We start from the raw sequence: 23215 nt of genomic DNA, 5'->3' as shown, positions 1-23215 counted from the left end.
TCGCCGCGAAAGGGCCAGGTAGCCTTTCCCCGTGCCCCGTCTGTCTGAAGTCATCGCCGCGCTGGACAACCTGTGGCCCGCCGAGCGGGCCGAGCCCTGGGACGCGGTCGGCACGGTCGTGGGCGACCCCGACCAGGAGGTCACCCGGGTCCTGTTCGCCGTCGACCCCGTCCAGGAGATCGTCGACGAGGCGTTGAAACTGGGCGCCGACCTGGTGGTCACCCACCATCCGCTCTACCTCCGCGGTACGACGACGGTCGCGGCCTCGCACTTCAAGGGCCGGGTCGTGCACACGCTGATCAAGAACGACATCGCGCTGCACGTAGCCCACACCAACGCCGACACCGCCGACCCCGGCGTGTCCGACGCGCTGGCCGGCGCCCTGGACCTGCGGGTCGTACGGCCCCTGGTGCCGGACCCGACCGACCCGGACGGGCGGCGCGGCCTCGGCCGGGTCTGCGAGCTGGACCACCCGCTGCCCCTGCGTGAGTTCGCCGCGAGGGCCGCCGAGCGGCTGCCCGCCACCGCGCAGGGCATCCGGGTGGCCGGCGACCCCAAGCGCGTCGTCCGCACGGTCGCCGTCAGCGGCGGCTCCGGCGACAGCCTCTTCGACCAGGTCCGGGCGGCCGGCGTCGACGCCTTCCTCACCGCCGACCTGCGCCACCACCCCGTCTCCGAGGCCCGCGCACACAGTCCCCTCGCGCTGCTCGACGCGGCGCACTGGGCCACCGAGTGGCCCTGGTGCGAGCTGGCCGCCGCCCAGCTCGACGAGATCTCCGACCGCCATGGTTGGGACCTGCGCGTCCACGTCTCTAAGACGGTCACCGACCCCTGGACCATCCACTCCCCTTCCCTTGGAGCCCCCAACTGAACGCCGCGCCCGCCGACCAGATCCGCCTCCTCGACGTCCAGGCCCTCGACGTACGCCTCCAGCAGCTCGCCCACAAGCGCCGGTCGCTGCCCGAGCACGCCGAGATCGAGTCGCTGACCAAGGACCTCACCCAGCTGCGTGACCTGCTCGTCGCCGCGCAGACGGAGGAGAGCGACACCGCCCGCGAGCAGACCAAGGCCGAGCAGGACGTCGACCAGGTCCGCCAGCGCGCCGCCCGCGACCAGCAGCGCCTGGACTCCGGCGCGGTCACCTCCCCCAAGGATCTGGAGAACCTCCAGCGCGAGATCGTCTCCCTCGCCAAGCGGCAGGGCGACCTGGAGGACATCGTCCTGGAGGTCATGGAGCGCCGCGAGTCCGCGCAGGAGCGGGTCACCGAGCTGACCGAGCGGGTCTCCTCCGTCCAGTCGAAGATCGACGACGCGACCGCCCGCCGGGACGCGGCCTTCGAGGAGATCGACGGCGAGGCCGCCACGGTGACCAAGGAGCGCGAGGTCGTCTCCGGTTCGGTCCCCGCGGACCTGCTCAAGCTCTACGACAAGCTGCGCGAGCAGCAGGGCGGCATCGGCGCGGCCAAGCTGTACGCGCGCACCTGCCAGGGCTGCCGCCAGGAGCTCGCCATCACCGAGCTGAACGAGATCCGCCAGGCCGCGCCCGACACGGTGGTGCGCTGCGAGAACTGCCGCCGCATCCTGGTGCGTACGTCCGAGTCGGGGCTGTAAGGAGCCTGTGTCGTGCGGGAGTTCGTCGTCGAGGCCGACGGCGGGTCGCGGGGCAACCCCGGCCCGGCCGGATACGGCGCGGTGGTCAGCGACGCGGTGACGGGGGAGACCCTGGCGGAGGAGTCGGAGTTCCTCGGCGTCGCCACCAACAACGTCGCCGAGTACCGGGGCCTGCTGGCCGGTCTGCGCGCGGCCCGTGCGCTGGACCCGGAGGCCGTCGTGCACGTCCGGATGGACTCCAAGCTCGTCGTGGAGCAGATGTCGGGGCGGTGGAAGATCAAACACCCCGCCATGAAGCCGCTCGCCCTGGAGGCGGGACGGGTGTTCCCCGCGGACCGGGTGACCTACGAGTGGATTCCCCGCGAGCGCAACAAGCACGCCGACCGGCTGGCGAACGAGGCGATGGACGCGGGCGCGGCCGGGCAGAGCCCGGCGACCGCCTCCCGCACGGGGCAGGGGGAGTCGGTGGTTTCTTCGGGTGCAGGGCGGCAGGGGGAGTCGGTGGTTTCTTCGGGTGCAGGGCGGCAGGGGGAGTCGGTGGTTTCTTCGGGTGCAGGGCAGCAGGGGGAGTCGGTGGCTTCTTCGGGTGCAGGGCAGCAGGAGGATCCGGGGGTTCCTTCGGGTGCAGGGCAGCAGGAGGACCCGGGGGCTTCTTCGGGCGCGGGCCAAGAGGGCTCGGTCGTCAAGGCCGGGGCCGATGCGCGGGCCGCGAAGAGCGTGGCCGCCCCGGGGTGGGCGCCCGCCGACATGGGCGCGCCCGCCACCTTCGTGCTGCTGCGGCACGGCGAGACCCCGCTGACGCCCGAGAAGCGGTTCTCCGGCAGCGGCGGCACCGACCCGTCCCTCTCCGCGGTGGGCCGGGAACAGGCCGAGCGCGTGGCCGCAGCCCTCGCCAGGCGCGGGACGATCCAGGACATCGTCGCCTCGCCGCTGGCCCGGACCCGGGAGACCGCCGGGATCGTCGCCGCCCGGCTCGGACTGGAGGTCACCGTCGACGACGCGCTGCGGGAGACCGGCTTCGGGGCGTGGGAAGGGCTGACCTTCGGGGAGGTCCGGGAGAAGTACCCCGAGGACCTGAACGTCTGGCTGGCCGACCCCGAGGCCCGGCCCACCGGCGGCGGAGAGAGCTTCACCGAGACAGCCGAGCGCATCGCCGCCGCCCGCGACCGGCTGGTCGCCGCGTACGCCGGCCGCACCGTCCTGCTGGTCACGCACGTCACGCCGATCAAGACGTTCGTACGGCTGGCTCTCGGCGCCCCGCCCGAGTCGCTGTTCCGGATGGAGCTGTCGGCCGCCTCGCTGTCCGCGATCGCCTACTACGCCGACGGCAACGCCAGCGTGCGCCTGGTCAACGACACCTCGCACCTGCGCTGAGCCCCGCCGCCCGCGCCCGCCTCGGACGATCCCCCGCCCGCCTCAGTCGAGCGCCGAGGAGGCCGAGGGCCGCGCCTGCTCCAGCCGCAGGATGTAGTCCGCCGACACCTCCGCCAGGACGGCGAGTTCCTCACGCCGCAGGCCACAGGTGCGCCGGCCGGTACCCGTCGGCAGTCCCACCCCGCCCGGGGCGTCAGCCGTTCTTCCCGCCACGCCCGCGGCACGGCCGCCAGCCCTACCCGACGCAGTCATGCGTCGACCGTCGCAGCATCGAGAGGGGGCAGCCTGGTACTGCCGCCGGCCTCAGTGGATCTCGTCCACCAACACATCCAGCGACCACGCCGACCCCGCCCTGGCCGGAGGCTGTGCCTCCACGACGTGTCCCAGCTCCCGCAGCGCCTCCACCAGCTCCGCCGGGTCGCGCGGTACGGCCCCCGCCTGGAGCAGGCCGCGTACGATCCGCCCCTTCGTGGCCTTGTTGAAGTGGCTGACCACCTTCCGCGTCGGCGCGTGCAGCACCCGCACGGATGCCGTGCGCCCGGCGACCTCGCCCTTCGGCTTCCAGGCGGCCGCGTACGCCGCCGACCTCAGGTCCAGCACCAGCCCCGTCCCGGCCACCGTCGGCAGCACCTCGGCCATCGCCGCCCGCCAGTGCCCGGCCAGCGCGCCGAGCCCCGGCAGCTTCACACCCATCGAGCAGCGGTACGAGGGGATCCGGTCGGTGACCCGCACCGCCCCCCACAGCCCGGAGAACACCAGCAGCGAGCGCGCCGCGCGCTGCTTGGCGGCGGTGTCCAGCGTGGCCAGGCCCAGGGCGTCGTACAGCACTCCCGTGTAGATCTCCCCGGCCGGGCGGGTGCCCGCGGTGCGCAGCTCCGTGTTCTTCGCGACCTCGCCCCGCAGCCCCTCGCTCAGCCCGAGCACGTCACGGGCCTTGTCCTCGTCCGCCACGCACAGCTCGACCAGTTCCGCCAGTACGGCCGCCCGCGCCTCGGCCAGCCCCGGCAGCGACAACGACTCCGGCTTCAGCGGGGCCCCACGGCCGGACGCGGCCTTGCCTTCGGAGGGCGGAAGCAGGACGAGCACGGGTGTTTCTCCTTCGGGTCGGCTCGGGACAGCGTACGGCGTGCCACCCCGCGGCCCCCGCCCTACGCTCGCTGTATGCCCCGCCGTCCGATCCGCGTGACCGGTGCCCCGCAAGCCCCCCTGCGGGCCGCGCTCGCCGCGCTCCGCGCCGAGCTGGGCGCCCCCGCCGAATTCCCGCCCGAGGTCCTCGCCGAGGCGGAACACGCCGCGCGCGGCCCCGCGCTCCCGGCGCGGGACGCGACCGACATCCCCTTCGTCACCGTCGACCCGCCGGCCGCCACCGACCTGGACCAGGCCTTCCACCTGTCCCGGCAGGGCACCGGCTACCGCGTCCGCTACGCCATCGCCGACGTGGCCGCGTTCGTCGCCCCCGGGGGCGCCCTGGACGCCGAGGCCCACCGGCGGGTCATGACCCTGTACTTCCCCGACGCGAAGACCCCGCTGCACCCGCCCGTCCTCAGCGAGGGCGCCGCCGGCCTGCTGCCCGGACAGACCCGCCCGGCCGCACTGTGGACGATCGACCTCGACGCCGACGGCAACCCCCTCGCCGTCGACCTGCACCGCGCCCTCGTGCGCAGCCGGGCCAAGCTCGACTACGCGGGCGTGCAGCGACAACTCGACTCCGGCACCGCCGAGGAACCCCTGCCCTGCTGCGGACCGTCGGCCTGCTGCGCGAGCAGCTGGAGGCCGACCGCGGCGGCATCTCGCTGAACGTGCCCGAGCAGGAGATCACCGAGCACGACCACACCTACGACCTCGCCTACCGCGCCCCGCTGCCCGCCGAGGGCTTCAACGCCCAGCTCTCCCTGCTCACCGGCATGGCCGCCGCCGAGCTGATGCTGTCGTACGGCACCGGCGTCCTGCGCACCCTCCCGGCCGCCCCCGACGGCGCGGTGGGCCGGCTGCGCCTGAGCGCCAAGGCCCTGCGCATCGACTGGCCGCACCACGTCTCGTACGCCGGGCTGGTGCGCTCCCTCGACCCGCGCGAGCCCCGGCACGCGGCCTTCCTCCAGGAGTGCACGGCCCTGCTGCGCGGCGCGGGCCACACGGTCTTCCGCGACTTCGCGCTCCCGGAGATCACCACCCACTCCGCCGTCGCCGCCCCCTACACCCACTGCACGGCCCCGCTGCGCCGCCTGGCCGACCGCTACACCACGGAGATCTGTCTCGCCGCGACCGCCGGGCGGCCCGTGCCCGAGTGGGTGCTCGCCGCCCTCGACGCGCTGCCCGAGGAGATGGCCGAAGGCGGCCGCCGGGCCGCCCAGGTCGAGCGCGGCTGTGTCGACATCGTCGAGGCGGCCCTGCTCAAGGACCGTGTCGGCGAGGTCTTCGACGCGTGCGTGATCGACGTGGCGGACGGGAAGCCGACGACCGGCACGGTCCACCTGGAGTCCCCGGCGATCGTCGGCCGCGTCGACGGCGACGGTCTCCCGCTGGGCGAACGACTGCGGGTACGGCTCACCCAGGCCGACCCGGGCACGGCGAAAGTGCGGTTCGTGCCTGCTTGAGGGCCTCTGCCGGGGCGTTGTGTGCCACGATCGAGGGAACGGTTCCCGATCTCTTGGACAGGTGATCAGCCGATGTCCCAGTCTGGCGAGCGACCGAAGGAGGGGCGTGACTTGACTGCTGTCGCCCATGAGTCGCTCAAGCAGGAAGAGGTCCTGCTGGAGGGCTTTCTCGCCCTGGACACCCCGGAGGGATTCCGGGCGGAGCTGATCGACGGGGAGATCGTCGTGACACCGCCGCCGGACGGGGACCACGAGGACCACATCGGGCTGATCGTCGAGCAGGTCCTCATGAATTCCGCGACGCGTATGCAGTTCGCCGGGAACAAGGGCCTCAAGCTGGAAGGCAGCCCGAAGGATCACGTCATCCCGGACGGCACGTTCGCCCTCAGAGAGCGGCGGCTCTACCGGGGAGCCGAGCCCTGGATGCCCTGCGAGGGTGTGACCATGGTGCTCGAAGTCACCGCTTCCGAACCCACCGCCGACCGTGAGGTCGAGCGCCGCTGCTACGCCCGCGGCGGCATCCCCCTCCACCTGCTGGTCGACCGTGACGCCTCCTCCCTCACGCTCTTCAGCGACCCGGCGGGACACGACTACCGCGAACACCTCACCCTCCCCTTCGGCAAACCCCTCCCCCTCCCCGCCCCCTTCTCCTTCGACCTGGAGACCGCGGACTTTCTCTGACCCTCCTGGCGTTGCACCCTGAGGACCGGAAAAGGGGTGCGCGGTGGCGGAGCAGGCGCGGTGGACGAGGGCACGGCTGGGGCGGTGCGGCCCGGCGCTCGACCTGCTCACGGCACGCTTCCAGCGGCATGTGTACGCCCCGCACGCGCACGAGGAGTTCACGATCGGGGTGTGTGTCGGCGGGGTCGAGGTCATCGACTACCGAGGCGGACACATACGGACCGGGCCGGGCTCGATCGTGGTGCTGGAGCCGGGGGAGATGCACACCGGAGGGCCCGCGACCGGAAGCGACGGCTACGCCTACCGCGCCCTGTACGCCGAGCCCTCGCTGCTCCAGGAAGGCACCGTCGGGATGCCGCACTTCCGCGAGCCGCTGCTGGACGACCCCGAACTGACCGCCGCGCTGCGGGTGACGCACGCCGAGCTGGCCGCCTGCCCGGACCCGCTGGAGGCCGAGTCGCGGCTGCCGTGGCTGTTCACCGCCCTCACCCGGCGCCACTCCACCGCCCGCGCCACCGTCGACCTGGTCCCCGGCGCCGACCGCATCGCCCTCGCGGTGCGCGACCGGCTCGCCGACGAACTGCTCGCCCCGCCCTCCCTCGCCGACCTGGCCGCCGATCTGGGCCTGTCCCGCTACCAACTGCTGCGCGCCTTCCGGACGACCGTGGGGGTGCCGCCGTACGCGTGGCTGGCGCAGTACCGGGTGACGCGGGCCCGCGCACTGCTGGAGTCAGGACTGCGCCCGGCGGAGGTGGCGGGGCTCGTCGGCTTCGCCGACCAGGCGCATCTGACGCGCTGGTTCCGCCGGGTGCTGGGCGTGACCCCGGCGGCGTACCGCAACAGCGTTCAAGACGCCAGGCGCTGATCCGGCCGAGACTCGGGGCATGACCGCACGTGGCTGGTTCCTGTTCGCCCTGATGGGAGTCGTCTGGGGCGTCCCCTACCTGATGATCAAGGTCGCGGTGGACGAACTGTCCCCGTCGATGGTGGTCTTCTCGCGCTGTCTGATCGGCGCCGCGCTCCTGCTCCCCTTCGCGATCCGCCAGCGCGGCCTCATGGACACCGTCCGCGCCCACTGGCGCCCCATGCTGGCCTTCGCGTGCATCGAGATCGTCGGACCCTGGTGGACCCTCACCGACGCCGAACGCCATCTGTCCAGCTCCACGGCGGGCCTGCTGATCGCGGGCGTGCCCATCGTGGGCGTGGCCCTGGCCCGCTTCTTCGGCGCCTCGGAGCACCTGGGCACCCGGCGGCTGACGGGACTGGCCGTCGGGCTCGGGGGCGTGGCGGTGCTGACCATCCCCCATCTGACCGGCGGGGACGCCCGCTCGCTTGCCGAGGTCCTGCTGACGGTCGTCGGCTACGCGACGGCTCCGCTGATCGCCGCCCGCTGGCTGAAGAACGTCCCCACGCTGCATCTGATCACCCCCTGCCTGGCCTTCGCCGCGGTCGTCTACGCCCCCGCGGCGGCGGTGACCTGGCCGTCCACGACGCCCTCCGCGCAGGCCCTGGCGGCGCTGGCGGGCCTGGGCGTGATCTGCACGGCGCTCGCCTTCGTGGCGTTCCTGGAGCTGATCAAGGAGGCGGGTCCGACCCGGGCGACCGTCATCACCTACGTCAACCCGGCCGTGGCGGTCGCCGCCGGCGCCCTGTTCCTCGACGAGGAGCTGACCGTGTCGATCGGCGTCGCCTTCGCCCTGATCCTGGCCGGCTCGGTGCTGGCCACGGCCGCTCCTCGCAGGCCGGTAACATGGTCGCCACGGCAGACGAGCCGGGCGGGCGGCCGCGTGAAGTCCCTCAAGGGGCTTCCCGAGGAACGTCCGGGCTCCACAGGGCAGGGTGATGGCTAACGGCCACCCGGGGTGACCCGCGGGACAGTGCCACAGAAAACAGACCGCCCGGCGCTTCGGCACCGGGTAAGGGTGAAACGGTGGTGTAAGAGACCACCAGTGCCCAGGGCGACCTGGGCAGCTAGGTAAACCCCACCCGGAGCAAGGTCAAAAGGAGCGCTGTAAAAGGCGCTCTGCGCGGACGTTCGAGGGCTGCCCGCCCGAGTCCGCGGGTAGACCGCACGAGACCGGCGGCAACGCCGGTCCTAGATGGATGGCCGTCGCCCGGGACTCCGCGAGGAGCCCCGGGAACAGAACCCGGCGTACAGCCCGACTCGTCTGCCGCTGGGGCTGCCGGATGTCTGGCGGCAGCTCGTACTCACCAACGTGGTCGACGAAGGACCCGGCGTGCACCGCGACGACCTGCCGCGGGAGGCCGCTCGCTTCGGGTGGGCGCTGCTCGGAGCCGATATCCGGGACGCGCTGACCGACATCGACGCGCTGATCGCCGAAGGGGACTTGACCGAGTCGGGGCTGGTCTGATGCCCGCCGAGGGTTCTTGATCCGTTGCGTGGGCGCTCCTCATATCGCCTGGAGGGCCCGCTGAGCCGCCCAGTCCGATGTCCAGCTCGGGCGGTGCAGGGCGACGACGGGGTCCTGGCCGCCGTTGCGTCGGCCAGGCTTCCTCGCGGTCTGTAGGCCCCGACACCGACCGCAGTCGCTGGCACGACTGTCAGTACCGCCAGGTACCCTCGAACACATCGTCAACGCGGCCCGACGGGCTTCCGCTCCACCCCGGTGGAGTCTCGAAGGACACGCCCCCACCCGCACGAGTCTCTTCGTGCTGCCTGGGGGAAGTCCTTGCTGTTCCGCGCGTCCGCGAAAACGGTCGCCGTCATGGCACTCGACGGTTCGCTGTTCCTGCACCTCACCGACAAGTTCGTCCACATGCACGGCTATCGGCCCGGCGCCTCGGAGGTGCGTTCCTGGGAGCGCAGCATCCCCGTCCTGGCCGCCGCACTCAACGACGCCGGCCTGGGCGACGTGGAGGTCATGCTGGAGTACGCGCTCCCGCTGAACAGCAAGCGGGCGGACGTCGTCCTCGCTGGTGTGCACCCGGTCACGGGAGAACCGTCCTACGTGGTGGTGGAGCTGAAGCAGTGGAGCCAGGCACTGCCTCACGAGGACGATCCCACCCTGTGCCATGTCGATGCGTATGCCCATCCGGTGCTAAACCCCATCGAGCAGGTCCGCCGATACTGCGAATACCTCGTCAACTTCAATGGCGTGGTGGCTGAACACGGGCATCGGATGGCCGGAGTGGCCTATCTGCACAATGCCACCGAGTTCGGAGTGACCGGGCTGCGGGAGATCGAACGTGACGGCCACGGACTGCTGTTCACCGAGGAACGCCGCGGCGCTTTCCTCGCCCACCTTCGTACGAGGCTCAGCGACAAGCACTTGGGGGCACAGGCAGCGGACGAACTCCGCGCGGGCGCCACGGTGCCGTCTAAGCAGCTCATGTCCGTCGCCGCCGAGGAGGTGCGCGAGCGCACCCAGTTCGTCCTCCTCGACGAGCAGCAGGTCGCGTACCGCATGGTGCTCAACGCAGTGGAGAAGGCGAAGCACGCCGACCGCAAGGAAGTCGTCATCGTCACGGGCGGCCCCGGCACCGGCAAGAGCGTGATCGCTCTGCAACTGCTCGGCGAGCTCTACCGGCGTGGGGTTCCGGCACTGCACGCCACAGGCTCGCAGTCGTTCACGACGACGATGAGGAAGATCGCCGGAGCCCGAAAGCGGGAAGTCCAGGACCTGTTCAAGTACTTCAACAGCTTCATGACGGCCGAGAAGAACAGCCTGGGTGCCCTGATCTGCGACGAGGCACACCGCATCCGGGAGACCTCGGCCAACCGCTACACGCGCGCCGAGAACCGGACTGGCAGGGCCCAGATCGACGAACTCATCGACGTCGCCTACGTCCCCGTCTTCTTCCTCGACGAGCATCAGGTGGTGCGCCCCGGCGAGATGGGCACAGTGGCTGACATCGAGGAGGCGGCGGCGAAGCGGGACATCCCGTGTCACGTCGTCCCTCTGGACAGCCAGTTCCGCTGCGGTGGCAGTGACGCGTACCTGCGCTGGGTGGTACGGCTCCTCGGCTTGGAGGCCGGGGGCCCGGTCACCTGGGAATCCGACGGCCGCATGCAGCTCCTGGTCGCCGACAGCCCTCAGGAAATGGAGGGGTTCTTGGAGGCCCGACGAGCCGAGGGCTACGGCGCGCGCATGTCCGCCGGCTACAGCTGGCGCTGGTCCCCGGAGCCCAAACCTGGCGCTCCGCTGCCGCCCGACGTCGTGATCGGCGACTGGGCCCGCCCGTGGAACCTGCGCGGTGACCGATCCGTGTCCGGTGCTCCCCCGGCCGCCCTGTGGGCCACCGACCCGGCAGGCTTCGGCCAGGTCGGCTGCGTCTACACGGCACAGGGCTTCGAGTACGACTGGTCCGGCGTCATCATCGGCCCCGACCTGGTCTGGCGCGAGGATCGTTGGGTGACCGACCGGGCAGCGTCGAAGGACCCCGTCTTCAAGCGGTCCACCTCCGACGCCGAGGTGGACCGCTTGATCCGCAACACTTACAAGGTGCTTCTGACCCGGGGCATGGTGGGCACGGTCGTGTACGCGACGGATCCCGAGACGCGGGAGAAGCTGCGGGAGTTGGCGGGTGGAGCGACACGACAGGCCGTGTCGGTCTGACGCGTGCCCGATCCTGCTGGGCTCGGCGCATGGAGTGGCTCACCTCTGATGCGCATCGAGGGTGCAGAGCGGCACGGTCGTGTGACCTGCTCAGCTCCGCGTGATCCTGCTGAGTTCGCAGAGAGCCCGGTGGTAGTCCAGGTGTGCTTCGTCTATGGGATGACCGTTGTGCTGACGAAGCCGTCCCACTGATTCATCCCCGTGCGTGTGCCTCACGACGCCGACGACATCGACATAGATTTCGAGCCCGTCGAAGAGGACGTGGTGATTGGGGCACAGGCAGAGCAGGTTCGGCAGCTCGTCCGGACCGTCGTGAGGCGTTCCGAGACCACGTATGTGAGCGGCTTCGCTGTACGGTCTGCGCTTGTACTGCAGGCGTGTCTCGCAGATCTGGCAGGCGTGGCCGTGCAGCTCCTTGACCCGCGTGGCGATCGCGGCGTCGCGAACAAGCTGTGAGGAGGTGCGCGTCCGTCGTGCGGCTGGACCGGTCGCACGCTCGGTCGCAGCGGCACCCGCTTGGCCGTCAGCGTCCTCGTCGACCAGGCCATCAGCCGTGGCGTAACCGGCGAGGCCTACCCGATTGAGCAATTCACGTTGGTCGACACCGTCGAAGTACGTGCTGCACAGCTTGATCACGGCCTTCAGGCGGATAAGGGGGTCCCTCAGCAGCTCAGCGCTTGTGTGGGTCAGGCCGGCGACGGGCTGGTGCGTGTCGAGGGCGCCTGTTCCAGGGGCAGTACCGGCGTCACGCTCCATCCCGTGCACCTCCCAGAGGTCGCTGCCACGCAGGTGCCAGAAGGGGGACTCGGGGGTAACTTCGGAGCCGGGGAGTCCGAACTCGGCGAGGAGCGGACTCACCTCCGTCCGGAAGACGGCCCACGGTGTCAGGCGTGGCCTGTCCGCGGAAATCCGGGATATCGCCCACAGCAGGGCCAATGGCTGGTGGCGGCTGGGCGTTTCGCTTCCTGGTTGGCGATGAGTGCGGAGGGAGCCGAGCCGCTCCAGCAGACCCTCCGCGGTGAGCTGGTCAGCTGTGGCTGTGGCTGAAGGCGGCGTCAGCGGTGACGGAACCACCGGCCGGCTCTTCGCCGGTAGGAGTGGGAGAACGCTGCGGTAGCTCTCGGGGGACCGCAGGGTAAGGCTCCACAGAGGTGCCGGAACGTTCATCTGGCGCAGCACGGGCGCTGCGAGGACAGGAGTGGGAAATTCCTCGACGTCACCCAGCGCCATGATGTGTTCCCAAGTGGCGTTGTCACTGTCGGCTCCCCAGACCCTCCGTGCCACAGGCGAGCTGGTGAACAGGTGGAGAATGCGTGCGCGAGCGAAGAAATGGTTCGCCGTGTAGAAATACACATCGTCACCGACACGACGATCTCGCAGGGCTCGTGCTTTTTCGTTGTTGGCTTGCGCGGTGGGAGTGGCACCCCACAATCGAGCGATTCCGTCTGGATACAGGGCATTCAGTGTGGTCGCCTGGTCACCGAGCACATCCTGGATGTCCGAGATCCGGATGCCCTGGTGTACCGACTTGGCGAAGTTCTGTGCCCCTCGAAGCCGAGCCCCGCCGCGAGGCTGGAGGAGTATCTGCGGCTCTGCCTGCTGCGGGCGGTCCGCAGCGGTGCTTCCGTCCTCCACGGTGAAGCCGAGTTCTCGCAGACGGTGTGCCACTGTGCGTGCACCTCCGCTGAAGTCGTCGGCCGACAGCAGAGCCCCGACTGAGTACAGATGAGCTACGCCGGCTATGGCCTTCGAGTCGTAGCTGTCTCCGTCTACGACCAAGACGTACGTCAATGCCCTGCCGAAGCCGTATCGGCGGCGAAACGTTTCGCGTCCCAAGCCCTGACACTCCGCCACTGCAGCCAGCACGCCTGCGCGCGTGATATCCCCAAGTCCCATGTCGAGGACATTAGTAGGTAGGTATGACAAGTGCTGCCGCGTGCCTGCCTGTTGCCTCGTTACCGGCCGCCTGCGCCCTCACTCCTGTTGTGCATGGGGGTGCAAGCGCAAGGATCTGCCGCGACTGGCGCGGCAAAGGGGTGTGGTGGAGGGAGTGTCGGCACGAGTGCCCTCAGCGACCCGCGGAGTGCCTGAAGCAGCAAGGGTGCCTCGGCTCGCAGTGCCTCTGAATACCTGGGTGGAGTCCATTGCTTGCCCAGCAAACTTCCATTCCTGGGCAAGAGGGATAAATCGGCTCAGAGTATTTCGCTATGTGAGGTGAATGTCCTGTAGTCCCGCCCTTCACGACCTCTTCTCATGCCACGGGCACCCACTAGGATCTGCGTCAGGGGTCTGACCGTGGGGAACGGTGGCCCTGGATGGCACGAGGAGCGGGGAACAGGCATGCGGGAAGGCCGGTGGGTCACGGTCACCGAGTCCGAGTTCGATCACGAACGCCGTGGCCTGGAGGCGATCCGGGAGAAGCTGCCGGACTCCGACCCCTGGCGTGCCTGGTCGAACTTCACCTTCACCGCGAACACCGGTCACGTCCGAGAAGTCGACCTCTTGGTCGTCGCTCCCGGTGGCGTCTGCATGATCGAGCTGAAGGACTGGCACGGCTCGGTCACGTCCGAGAACGGCACCTGGGTGCAGACCACTCCGGGTGGCCGCCGCCGCACGCACGGCAACCCGCTGCATCTGGTCAACCGCAAGGCCAAGGAACTGGCCGGCCTGATCGCGCTGCCCGGCAACAAGCGGGTCTGGGTCGCCGAGGCCGTCTGCTTCACGGACAACAGCCTCCGCGTACGGCTGCCCGCGCACGACCAGAACGGTGTGTACACCGTCCACCAGCTGGTCGAGATGCTCAAGCAGCCCCCGCGTGACGAGCGGCGCCGTATCACCGCGATCGGCTCGCGCGAGATCGAGGCGGCCCTCAAGCACATCGGCATCCGCAAGAGCGACGCGCAGTACAAGGTCGGCCCGTACGAACTGGAGCAGAAGTCCTTCGACTCCGGGCCCACCTGGGCGGACTACCTCGCCCGCCACAGCGACCTGCCCGAGGCCGCCCGCGTCCGCATCTACCTCAGCGAGCGAGGCTCGGACGCCTCACTGCGCCAGTCCGTCGAGAACGCGGCCCGGCGCGAGGCCGCGGTGCTGGGCCGTTTCAAGCACCCGGGCGTGGTCGAACTCAAGCAGTACTTCCCCTCCGGGCACGCGGCCGGCCCCGCGCTGATCTTCGACTACCACCCGGACACCCTGAAGCTGGACGAGTACCTGGTCCAGTACGGCGAGAAGCTGGACATCCTCGGCCGGATGGCGCTGGTCCGCCAGCTCGCCGAGACCATGCGCTCCGCGCACTCCAGCCGCATCCACCACCGTGCGCTCGCCGCCCGCTCCGTGCTCGTCGTCCCCCGGCCGCGCGGCAGGAAGGGCCGGGCCGTGGGGGAGGAGGCCGCCTGGCTCACCCCGCAGCTCCAGATCTCCGACTGGCAGATCGCCACCCAGCGCGGCGGCGACTCCTCGCAGGGCCAGGGCATGACCCGCTTCGCGCCGACCGCGCTGTCCGCCCAGCACGTGGCCGACGACGCCGACGCCTACCTCGCGCCCGAACTCACCGCCCTCAACCCCGACCCGGTCCACCTCGACGTGTACGGCCTCGGCGTCCTCACCTACCTGCTGGTCACCGGCAAGGCCCCGGCCGCCAGCCAGGCCGAGCTGCTGGCCCGACTGGAGGCGGGGGAGGGCCTGCGCCCCAGCTCCCTGGTGGACGGGCTGTCGGAGGACGTGGACGAGCTGGTGCAGGCGGCAACCGCCTACCGGCCGGGCCAACGCCTGTCCAGCGTGGACGAGTTCCTGGAGCTGCTGGAGGTCGTCGAGGACTCCCTCACCGCCCCGGCCCAGGTGGCCACCGCCACGGAGGTGCCGGGCGACGAGGACGACGACACCGCCGCCGACAAGGACCCGCTGGAGGCCGTCGCCGGCGACGTGCTCGCCGACAGGTGGGAGATCCGCCGTCGCCTCGGCACCGGCTCCACCAGCCGCGCCTTCCTCGTCCGAGACCTTCAGGCCGAGGCTCGCAGGACCCGCCCGCTGGCCGTGCTGAAGGTCGCCCTCTCCGACAGCCGCAGCGAGATCCTCGCCCGCGAGGCCGAGGCCATGGGACGCCTGCGCCCCCACTCCGGCATCATCCGCCTCGTCGAACCCGAGCCGCTGCACATCGGCGGCCGTACCGTCCTGGCACTGGAGTACGTCGGCGACGAGCGTGACGACAACAGTCAGGGGACCGAGGGCGGCGGACGTCCGCGCCGCCGCGAGGAGACCGTCGCCCGCCAGCTCCGCGAGAACGGCCGCCTCCAGGTAGACCAGCTGGAGGCGTACGGCGACTACCTCTTCGGAGCCGTCGACTTCCTGGAAGGCGAGGGCGTCTGGCACCGCGACATCAAGCCCGACAACATCGCCATCCGTATCCGCCCCAACCGCACCCGCGAACTCGTCCTCATCGACTTCTCCCTCGCCGGCTACCCGGCGAAGAGCACCAACGCGGGCACCGACGGCTATCTCGACCCCTTCGTCGACGTCATCACCCGCGGCTCGTACGACTCGCACGCCGAGCGGTACGCCGTCGCCGTCACCCTGCACCAGATGGCCTCCGGCGAACTGCCCAAGTGGGGGGACGGCAGCGTCCTGCCCCGCATGACCGACGGCAAGGAGTGGCCGTACCCGACCATCGCGGCCGAGGCCTTCGACCCGGCCGTACGGGACGGTCTCGTCGCCTTCTTCCAGAAGGCCCTGCACCGCGACGCCGGCCGGCGGTTCCCCGAGCTGAAGCCGATGCGCGACGCCTGGCGCAAGGTCTTCCTCGACGCCTCCCAGACCGTCCCGTCCAGCCACCGTTCCCGCCACCCGGCCGCCGCGACCACGGGGGAGGGGACACCAGCCGAGCGCGCCGCCGCGGCGGCGATCGCGGACGCCGAGCCGGAGACCGCCGAGCAGCAGCGCGACCGCCTCGCCGCCGAGGTCACCCGCGACACCCCGCTGACCGTCTCCGGCCTCACGCCCGCCGCCCAGTCCTTCCTCTACGGCCTGGGCATCACGACGGTCGGTGAACTGCTCGACTACAGCCGCCGCAAGCTTGTCAACGCACCGGGCCTCGGCGCCAAGACCCGCAACGAGGTCCAGCAGCGGCAGCGCGAGTGGGGAGAGCGGCTGAGTGAGATCCCCGTCTCGCCGCTGACGCCGAAGGGCCGGGCGGAGGCCAAGGAGGAGCTGGAGCAGCTCACCGCCGCAGAGTCGGCCCTCGTCGGCGAACTCGCCACGGGCGAGTCGGCGGGCGCCCTGTCCCCCCGTACCCTGCGCTCCGTCAGCCTCGACACCCTCGCCACCGTCTTCGTGCCCGCCGTCAACAACAACGGCTCCAACCGCAACAAGGCAGAGATGGTGCGGCTGTTGCTGCGCCTGCCCGACGAGCACGGGGTCCTGCCGGACATCGGCGTCTGGCCGAAGCAGAAGGACGTCGCGGAGAGCCTCGGGCTGAGCCACGGCCGTATCCCGCAGATGCTCAAGGACGAGCGCAAGCGCTGGAAGGTGGAACCCGCCGTCCAGGCACTGCGTGAGGAGATCATCGACCTGCTGGTGAGCATGGGCCGGGTCGCTTCGGCCGTGGAGATCGCGGATGCCCTGGCGGTCCGGCGCGGCACGCACCTCGCGGGGCGCGAGCAGCGGCGCGCGATGGCGCTGGCGGCCGTACGGGCCGTGGTCGAGGTCGAGCAACTGCTGCCGCAGGAAGCCGAGTTCCAGCACCAGCCGAACCGCAAGGCGACGGACGAGTCCCTCGGCGCCGGCCTGCTCGCGCTCGACGTACGGGAGAACGACGGCCCGGACACCCCGACCGCGCCGGGCCTGCTGGAGTACGCGACCCGCCTCGGCAAGACGGCCGACCGGCTGGCCAAGCTGGACACCCTACCGACGGCGGCGACCGTGCTCGCCGAGCTGGGCGCGCTGACGGTGCCGCCGGGTGCTGTCGACTGGGACGAGCGGCGCATGGTGGAGCTGGCAGCGGCGGCATCGGTGAACGCCGCCGCCACGCCGCGCCTGGAGATCTACCCGCGTGACCTGTCGCTGGTCCGGGCGCTGCGCCTCACGCAGGCGGGCCTCGTCCGCTGGATTCCGGGTATGCCCGAGGGACAGCAGCCGGGCCTGACCGGCGAGGCTGTGCACGAACGGGTCCGTGCTCGCTTCCCGGAGATGGTCGTTCCCGACGGGCGTGGTGGCACGCACCACGACCTGCCGACGGGCGGCCCGCTCACCAAGGCGTTGCGCGACGCCGGTTTCGAGCTGTCGCTCAGCATGCATGAGCGCGAGGGCGTGCTGCGCTACCTGCCGACGAAGGTGGACGACGCGTCGAGCTACCTGACGACGGGTGCGTGGCGGCAGTCGACGCGTACGGGTGCGGTGACGCGGTACGCCGACGACCCGCAACTCGCGGGCGCGGTCCGGGCGGAGGAACGGCTCCTCGCCTCGGCCCAACGGGACGGGTACCGGGTGCTGACCGTACGGCAGCAGTTGGTGGAGGCTGCCGTACGGGAGCTGCGTGCCGAGCGGCTGGGCACGCATGCCGTGTCGGTGACCGAGCTGTTCCTCGAGGCCCTGCACGCGCAGGTCACGCCGGGCACCAAGCCCACCTGGGAGACCCTGCTCAAGGCGGACGCCGCCGAGCCGGGCTCGAAGGGGGCGGTGCGGTTCGCGGAGTACGCGCGGACGGCGTGGGGCGCGGTGGAGCCCCGGATCGCGGAGTTGCTGGGTAACGGCGGTGGCGAGGCCGGGCCTGTTCTGCTGACAGAGGCCGGGGTGTTCGCGCGGTACGACGCGATGGGCGTCCTGCACCGGCTGGCGTCGGTGGCCCGGCGGGGCGGGCGAGGGCTGTGGCTCCTGGTCCCACAGGCCGACCCCTCCCGCGAGCCCCGGCTCGGGCAGGTGGCCGTGCCGTACCAGGCCGGCCTGGGGGAGTGGATTCAGCTTCCGGACACGTGGGTGGGCAACGCCCATCGCGGGTCCGGCGAGGGTGTGGCTAGTGCCAGTGGTGTCGAGGGAGACGTCAAGTGATCGACCGCAAGGCTCTGTTGAACGACCTGAAGCAGCAGGTCAAGGCGGTCGAGACCGACCTGGGGCGCCAGGTGAAGGCGCTGGGGGATGTCGGTGCGCGGCTGAGGGCCGAGTACGACCAGGCGCGCAAGCTGGGGCGTACGGCGGCGACGTGGACCTCGTGGCTGGACGAGCGGGTCACTCAGGTCGCGGTGGCGTGGGTGCTGGGGACTGTGTTCGTACGGTTCTGCGAGGACAACCGGCTGATCCCGGAGCCGTACCTGACGGGGCCGGACGGTGACCGGCGGGAGCTGGCGGAGTCCCGGTACGACGCGTATGTGGAGTCGGACGAGGACCCGACGTACCGGGGGTGGCTGGAGAAGGCGTTCGAGGAACTGGGGCAGGGGCAGGCGGGACGGCTGCTTTTCGACCAGCGGCACAACCCGCTGTACCAGGTTCCGGTTTCGCATGACGGGGCGCGGGAGTTGGTCGAGTTCTGGCGGGGGAGGGATGAGGCGGGCGTCCTCGTCCACGACTTCACCGACCCGCTGAACGAGGACGGCACGGAGGGCTGGGACACGCGGTTCCTCGGAGATCTGTACCAGGACCTGAGCGAGGCGGCGCGGAAGACGTATGCGCTGCTTCAGACGCCGGAGTTCGTGGAGGAGTTCATCCTTGACCGGACGATGAATCCTGCGGTTCGCGAGTTCGGGTACGAGGAACTGAAGATGATCGACCCTACTTGTGGGTCGGGGCACTTTGTGCTGGGGGCGTTTCGGCGGTTGGTGCGGTTGTGGGCTGAGGGGCAGCCCGGGCGGGATGTGCACGAGCGGGTGCGGGCTGCGCTGGACTCGGTACACGGGGTGGACATCAATCCGTTTGCGGTGGCTATTGCGCGGTTTCGGCTGTTGGTTGCGGCTATGGCGGCGAGTAGTATGCGGACGCTGGCGGAGGTCGCGAGGTACGAGTGGCCGATCCACCTGGCGGTGGGCGACTCGCTCATCAAAGCCCGGCAGTTGGAGCTGACGCTCGGCGGGGATGAGGACTGCCTTGATGACCCGCTGGCCTCGTTCGCATACGCTACGGAGGACGTGCACGAGCACCCGGGGATTCTGCAGCAGGGGCGCTATCACGTGGTGGTGGGGAATCCACCCTATATCACCGTGAAGGATAAGAAGCTGGGTGCTCTATATCGAGAACTTTATGACGCTTGTTTTCGTGAGTATGCACTTTCAGTTCCTTTCGCCCAGCGATTCTTCGAACTGTCAAGGCGTGGTGATGCTGCAGGCCATGGCTATGGAATGGTTGGGCAGATCACTGCCAACTCCTTCATGAAGCGCGAGTTCGGCAAGAAGCTTATCGAGAGCTACTTCAGGAATGAGGTAGAGCTTGTGGAGGTCATTGATACTGCTGGCGCGTATATTCCGGGACACGGAACGCCAACCGTCATCATGATTGGTCGACGGCGCTCCGGGGTGGGGCGTTCATCGGTGCTGAGAACAGTTCGCGGAATTCAAGGCGAGCCTGAAAGGCCGAAGGATCCGAGTCAAGGTCTCGTCTGGCGCGCGATCTGCGAGCAGATTGATAGAAGTGATTCAGAAAGCGAGTGGGTCAGCGTCGTAGATGCTGCTCGCGACAGCATGTCAACTCATCCATGGAGCCTTACTGGCGGTGCAGCTGTCCACGTCATGCAACGTATCGGCCAACACGCACGTAAGTTGAGCGATGTTGTTGATGGAATCGGACTGTCCATCGTTACAGGTGAGGACTCCGCATACGCGGTCTCTCTCACGAAAGCCATGGAATACCGAGGGATTTCCATCGCGTCGGTCGTCGACGGGCAAGAAATTCGGGACTGGAACCTTCAAGAGGGAAGCTGGCTGGTTAATCCATATCGAGATGATTACACACTTGGTGCCGGATCGGCGTCTGGTCTTTTCAGATTCATGTGGCCAGTGCGTCGCATCCTGCAATTGAGGAAAAAGTTTAGCGTAACGCTACTGGATCGCGGAATTCCGTGGATTGAGTGGCGTGAACTCTACCGATCCAAACTCTCCGCACCTGCCCTGATCGCCTTTCCCCTCGTTGCCACGCACAATCACTTCTACGTGCAGCGCAAAGTGATTCCTTCAAAGCACTCGACGACGGTAATTAAGTTGCCCGACGAGGCTACGCCGGTGGAGCACCTGCGGTTGCTCGGGGTACTCAACAGCTCCACAGTTGGTTTCTGGCTCAAGATGGTGAGCCATGGCAAGGGGAATGGCGGTGTTAACGAAGGGTACAGAGGGGCGGCGTGGGAGGAATTCTTTGAGTTCACAGGTACCAAGCTTCAGGAGCTTCCCCTCCCCGCCGCATACCCGACTGCATTGGCTACCGCCCTCGACAGCCTGGCTCAGCACCTAACGGCCGCTAGTCCTGCCGCCGTGGCTGCTGAGAACACGCCCACAGTTGGCGCCCTCCGCGAAGCCAAGGCCCGCTGGGAGTTCACCCGCGCCCGCATGATCGCTCTCCAAGAAGAGCTGGACTGGCAGGTATACTCTCTTTACAGCCTCCACTCCGAAGACTTCCGCGTCTCCGAGAATCCCGACGACCCGAACATCCCGGAACTCGCCCTCGGCGAGCGTGCCTTCGAGATCGTCCTCGCTCGCCGCGTAGCCGCAGGCGAGGCCAGTGGTGAGTGGTTCAAGCGGCACAACTCCACCCCCATCACGGAGATCCCTGCCCACTGGCCCGCCCCTTACCGGGAGATCGTCCAGAAGCGCATCGACGCCATCGAGTCGAACCGCGCGATCGGCATGGTCGAGCGTCCCGAGTACAAGCGCCGCTGGGCCACCGAGGGTTGGGACGCGCTCCAGGAGAAGGCCCTCCGCTCCTGGCTGCTCGATCGGATGGAAGCCCGCGACCACTGGTTCGACGAGAACGGGCAGCCCACCATCCTCACCCTGGCCCGCCTTACAGACGCCCTCTCACGCGATGAGGACTTCGTCTCCGTCGCCAAGCTCTACGCGCCCCGCAAGGAACTTGCCAAGGTCGTCGCTGAGTTGATCACCGACGAGCACGTGCCGTTCCTCTCTTCCCTGCGCTACAAGCCCTCCGGGCTGAAGAAGCGCGCCGACTGGGAAGAGGTGTGGGACCTCCAGCGCAAGGAGGATGCCGCACCCGACGAGCCCGCCAAGCGGAAGATCCGGGACTCCATTCCCGTGCCGCCCAAGTACACCTCGGCTGACTTCCTCCGCCCCTCTTACTGGAGGGCGCGCGGCAAGCTCGACGTGCCCAAGGAGCGGTTCGTCTCCTACGGGCAGACCCACGCCGCCACCCCCGAGCTGTACGGGTGGGCCGGCTGGGACCACCGGGAGCAGGCGCAGGCCCTCGCCACGTACTTCACCAACACCACACTGTCCACCGAGGAGATCACCCCGTTCCTCGCCGGCCTGCTGGAACTCCAGCCGTGGCTGTCCCAGTGGCACAACGAGTTCGACATGCTCTACAGCGGCTCCCCGGCGGACTTCTTCGCCGGTTACCGCCAGCAGAAGCAGGGCGAGCACGGACTCACCGACGACGACCTCCGTGGCTGGCGTCCCCCTGTGGCGACCCGAGGTCGTCGCGCAGCAGCGAAGCAGTAGCCAGGAGCAGATCGACGTCCGTCGGTTCAAGGGCCTCGCGGTGCGTGTACGGGTGGCATTGGGTCCGCACGCGCAGTTCCGCCCACACGGTCTTGCCTGGGGCGGCCCGACGAGGGGTGACGCCCCAGTCGTCCGCGAGGGCGGCGACGAGAAGCAGGCCCCGGCCGGACTCGGATACCAAGTCGGTCGCCGGGGGATCGGCCGGAGGCTGCTTCTCGGCGAGCGTGTCGGTCACCTCGACGCGCGCGATGTCCTGGGCCAGGGTGAGTCGGACGTGGAAGTCCCGGCCGGGGACGTGGCCATGGCGTACCGCGTTGGCGGTGAGTTCCGCCGTGATGAGGGTTAGCGACTCGTTGACCGGGGTGGCGTAGGGGTGCCCCCAGTCGTTCAGGCGATGCGAGACGAGCCGGCGGGCCAGGCGGGCGCCGCGTGGGCTTGAGGTGAACCGCATGGTGAACTCGTGTTCGGGCGCGAGGGGCTGTGGCATATGCCCGTTCGGGGGAGTTGCTGACTTCATGGGGTCAACGGTCGCGGACTCTGCGTAGCGTTGACCAGGAGCGATGCGCTGACGGGTACGGGCTGTACACGCGGGCGGTGCGCTTGTACGCGGTGTTGGGCGTGACCGGTTCCCGGGCCCCGAGTTGGCTGACTGGGCGGTTGTACGAGAGGAGCTGCGGCGTGGACGACGAGGTTCAGCAGCCGGAGTACGAGGTCGGGACGGGCATGCTGTCTGTGTTCGGGCGGCAGTTGAAGCTGTTCCGAGAGCGGGCGGGAATGGACCGCGCGACGCTCGGGTCGCTGACCGGGTACTCGGCCTCGACGATCGCGTCGTTCGAGCAGGCGAGACGTATCCCGCCGCCGAAGTTCATCGACCGGGCCGATGAAGTGATGGATACGGGTGGGGTGTTGAGTGCGAGCAAGGAGGAGGTGGCTCGGGCTCAGTATCCGGCGTTCTTCCGGGACGCGGCCAAGTTGGAGGCCGAGGCCGTCGAGCTCTACGTGTACGACACCCACGTGGTCAACGGCCTGTTGCAGACAGAGGAGTACACGCGGGCTCTGCTGGGGATGCGGCGTCCACTGCTGGACGAGGCGACCATCGAGCAGCGCGTTGCAGCGCGGCTCGCACGACAGGGGATCTTCGACAGGTGGCCCGCCCCGTTGTTGAGCTTCGTCATGGAGGAGCCGGTTGTGCGACGGCCGCTCGGCGGTGAGCACGTATGGCACGGACAGCTTGAGCAGATGCTTTTGCTCGGCCAGAAGCGGAATGTCGAGCTTCAGGTGATGCCGCTCGACCGCGAGGACAATGCGGGTGTCGATGGCGCGTTCACCTTGCTGTCGCCAAGGCAGGCGCAACAGGTCGGTTACATGGAGGCTCAAGGTCGGAGCACGCTGGTCACGGAGCGGGACGCGGTCCATGCGCTGTCCGCGCGCTATGGAATCATCCGAGCGCAGGCCCTCACCCCGAGTGAGTCCCTGGCCTTCATCGAGAAGCTGTTGGGAGAGAGATGAACGCTGAAGCAAAACGCGGTCCCGTGCCTGCGCTTGTCTGGGTCAAGAGCAGCTACAGCGGCGCTGAGGGTGGTCAGTGCGTCGAGGTCGCCACCCGCCCAGCCAGGGTCCACGTCCGCGACTCGAAGGACGCAACCCGTGCCGCACTGACCGTGGCCCCCACGGCGTGGACCGCGTTCGTCCAGTTCGCTGCGCTCTGATACCTGTGCAGGGTCTTCAGCAGACGAGT

The 23215-nt window shown here is 69.4% G+C and carries 14 protein-coding genes, 1 other RNA gene and 3 pseudogenes; 14 read left to right on the top strand and 4 right to left on the bottom strand.

The window, feature by feature from the left end; genetic code table 11:
• The first annotated feature begins 31 nt into the window (after positions 1-31).
• From ABZZ79_RS13710 to ABZZ79_RS13700, 3 genes are read left to right on the top strand one after another with little or no spacing between them, the layout of a single operon-like run.
• Positions 32-871 (top strand): Nif3-like dinuclear metal center hexameric protein, encoded by an 840-nt coding sequence (locus tag ABZZ79_RS13710; protein WP_356689115.1) that lies wholly within the window; start codon positions 32-34, stop codon positions 869-871.
• Positions 868-1611 carry a C4-type zinc ribbon domain-containing protein gene (locus tag ABZZ79_RS13705; RefSeq protein WP_356689164.1) on the top strand — a complete coding sequence of 248 codons (744 nt, stop codon included), beginning with the start codon at positions 868-870 and terminating at the stop codon, positions 1609-1611. Before ABZZ79_RS13710 ends, ABZZ79_RS13705 begins: the two co-directional genes overlap by 4 nt.
• Before the next feature lie 12 nt (positions 1612-1623).
• Positions 1624-2985, top strand: a complete 1362-nt coding sequence (locus ABZZ79_RS13700) for a bifunctional RNase H/acid phosphatase (protein ID WP_356689114.1) — start codon at positions 1624-1626, stop codon at positions 2983-2985.
• A 51-nt stretch (positions 2986-3036) separates the two neighbouring features.
• On the opposite strand, the pseudogene ABZZ79_RS13695 reads toward ABZZ79_RS13700, so the two are convergent.
• A pseudogene (locus tag ABZZ79_RS13695) lies at positions 3037-3182 on the bottom strand (transcriptional regulator); the annotation flags it as partial.
• A 106-nt stretch (positions 3183-3288) separates the two neighbouring features.
• Positions 3289-4071 (bottom strand): peroxide stress protein YaaA, encoded by a 783-nt coding sequence (gene yaaA / locus ABZZ79_RS13690; protein WP_356689113.1) that lies wholly within the window; start codon positions 4069-4071, stop codon positions 3289-3291.
• Positions 4072-4146: 75 nt separating this feature from the next.
• On the opposite strand from yaaA, the pseudogene ABZZ79_RS13685 reads away from it, so the two are divergent.
• From ABZZ79_RS13685 to ABZZ79_RS13655, 7 genes and pseudogenes are all read left to right on the top strand, one after another.
• A pseudogene (locus ABZZ79_RS13685) lies at positions 4147-5579 on the top strand (RNB domain-containing ribonuclease).
• A gap of 111 nt (positions 5580-5690) precedes the next feature.
• Complete coding sequence (locus ABZZ79_RS13680; RefSeq protein ID WP_356689112.1) at positions 5691-6260, top strand: Uma2 family endonuclease; 570 nt, start codon at positions 5691-5693, stop codon at positions 6258-6260.
• A 43-nt stretch (positions 6261-6303) separates the two neighbouring features.
• Positions 6304-7125: an AraC family transcriptional regulator gene (locus ABZZ79_RS13675; RefSeq protein WP_356689111.1), complete on the top strand. Its 822-nt coding sequence runs from the start codon at positions 6304-6306 to the stop codon at positions 7123-7125.
• Between the two features lie 19 nt (positions 7126-7144).
• Positions 7145-7924 (top strand): annotated as a pseudogene (locus ABZZ79_RS13670) (DMT family transporter); the annotation flags it as partial.
• A gap of 103 nt (positions 7925-8027) precedes the next feature.
• An RNA gene (gene rnpB / locus ABZZ79_RS13665) (RNase P RNA component class A) lies at positions 8028-8431 on the top strand.
• A 45-nt stretch (positions 8432-8476) separates the two neighbouring features.
• Positions 8477-8632, top strand: a complete 156-nt coding sequence (locus ABZZ79_RS13660) for a hypothetical protein (protein WP_356689110.1) — start codon at positions 8477-8479, stop codon at positions 8630-8632.
• 318 nt (positions 8633-8950) lie between these two features.
• The gene (locus ABZZ79_RS13655; RefSeq protein WP_356689109.1) at positions 8951-10837 is read left to right on the top strand and encodes a DUF2075 domain-containing protein; all 1887 of its coding nucleotides are present in this window, start codon (positions 8951-8953) and stop codon (positions 10835-10837) included.
• A gap of 90 nt (positions 10838-10927) precedes the next feature.
• Here the strand turns inward: ABZZ79_RS13655 and ABZZ79_RS13650 are convergent, their stop codons facing one another.
• Positions 10928-12505, bottom strand: a complete 1578-nt coding sequence (locus ABZZ79_RS13650) for an HNH endonuclease (protein ID WP_356689108.1) — start codon at positions 12503-12505, stop codon at positions 10928-10930.
• Between the two features lie 672 nt (positions 12506-13177).
• Here ABZZ79_RS13650 and pglW point away from each other — a divergent pair.
• Both pglW and pglX read left to right on the top strand, forming a co-directional pair.
• The gene (gene pglW, locus ABZZ79_RS13645) at positions 13178-17875 is read left to right on the top strand and encodes a BREX system serine/threonine kinase PglW (protein WP_356689107.1); all 4698 of its coding nucleotides are present in this window, start codon (positions 13178-13180) and stop codon (positions 17873-17875) included.
• Positions 17872-21477, top strand: coding sequence for a BREX-2 system adenine-specific DNA-methyltransferase PglX (gene pglX, locus ABZZ79_RS13640; protein ID WP_356689106.1), 3606 nt, complete (start codon positions 17872-17874; stop codon positions 21475-21477). The genes pglW and pglX overlap by 4 nt, the downstream gene beginning before the upstream one ends.
• Here the strand turns inward: pglX and ABZZ79_RS13635 are convergent.
• Positions 21404-21994, bottom strand: coding sequence for an ATP-binding protein (locus ABZZ79_RS13635; RefSeq protein ID WP_356689105.1), 591 nt, complete (start codon positions 21992-21994; stop codon positions 21404-21406). The genes pglX and ABZZ79_RS13635 overlap by 74 nt on opposite strands.
• A gap of 161 nt (positions 21995-22155) precedes the next feature.
• Here ABZZ79_RS13635 and ABZZ79_RS13630 point away from each other — a divergent pair, with 161 nt between their 5' ends.
• Both ABZZ79_RS13630 and ABZZ79_RS13625 read left to right on the top strand, forming a co-directional pair.
• Positions 22156-22986: a helix-turn-helix transcriptional regulator gene (locus tag ABZZ79_RS13630; protein ID WP_356689104.1), complete on the top strand. Its 831-nt coding sequence runs from the start codon at positions 22156-22158 to the stop codon at positions 22984-22986.
• Entirely contained in the window at positions 22983-23186 is a 204-nt protein-coding gene (locus ABZZ79_RS13625) for a DUF397 domain-containing protein (RefSeq protein ID WP_356689103.1), read from the top strand. The genes ABZZ79_RS13630 and ABZZ79_RS13625 overlap by 4 nt, the downstream gene beginning before the upstream one ends.
• Positions 23187-23215 lie beyond the last annotated feature (29 nt).

The organism is Streptomyces sp. NPDC006458 (assembly GCF_040612135.1).
Lineage (GTDB): Bacteria > Actinomycetota > Actinomycetes > Streptomycetales > Streptomycetaceae > Streptomyces.
This window is presented reverse-complemented; position numbering and strand designations above follow the sequence as displayed.

Bases quoted from the DNA above. Each gene is read 5' to 3' on its own strand.
- ABZZ79_RS13625 (WP_356689103.1), top strand. From the start codon at position 22,983: ATGAACGCTGAAGCAAAACGCGGTCCCGTGCCTGCGCTTGTCTGGGTC.
- pglW (WP_356689107.1), top strand. From the start codon at position 13,178: ATGCGGGAAGGCCGGTGGGTCACGGTCACCGAGTCCGAGTTCGATCAC.
- ABZZ79_RS13635 (WP_356689105.1), bottom strand. From the start codon at position 21,994: ATGAAGTCAGCAACTCCCCCGAACGGGCATATGCCACAGCCCCTCGCG.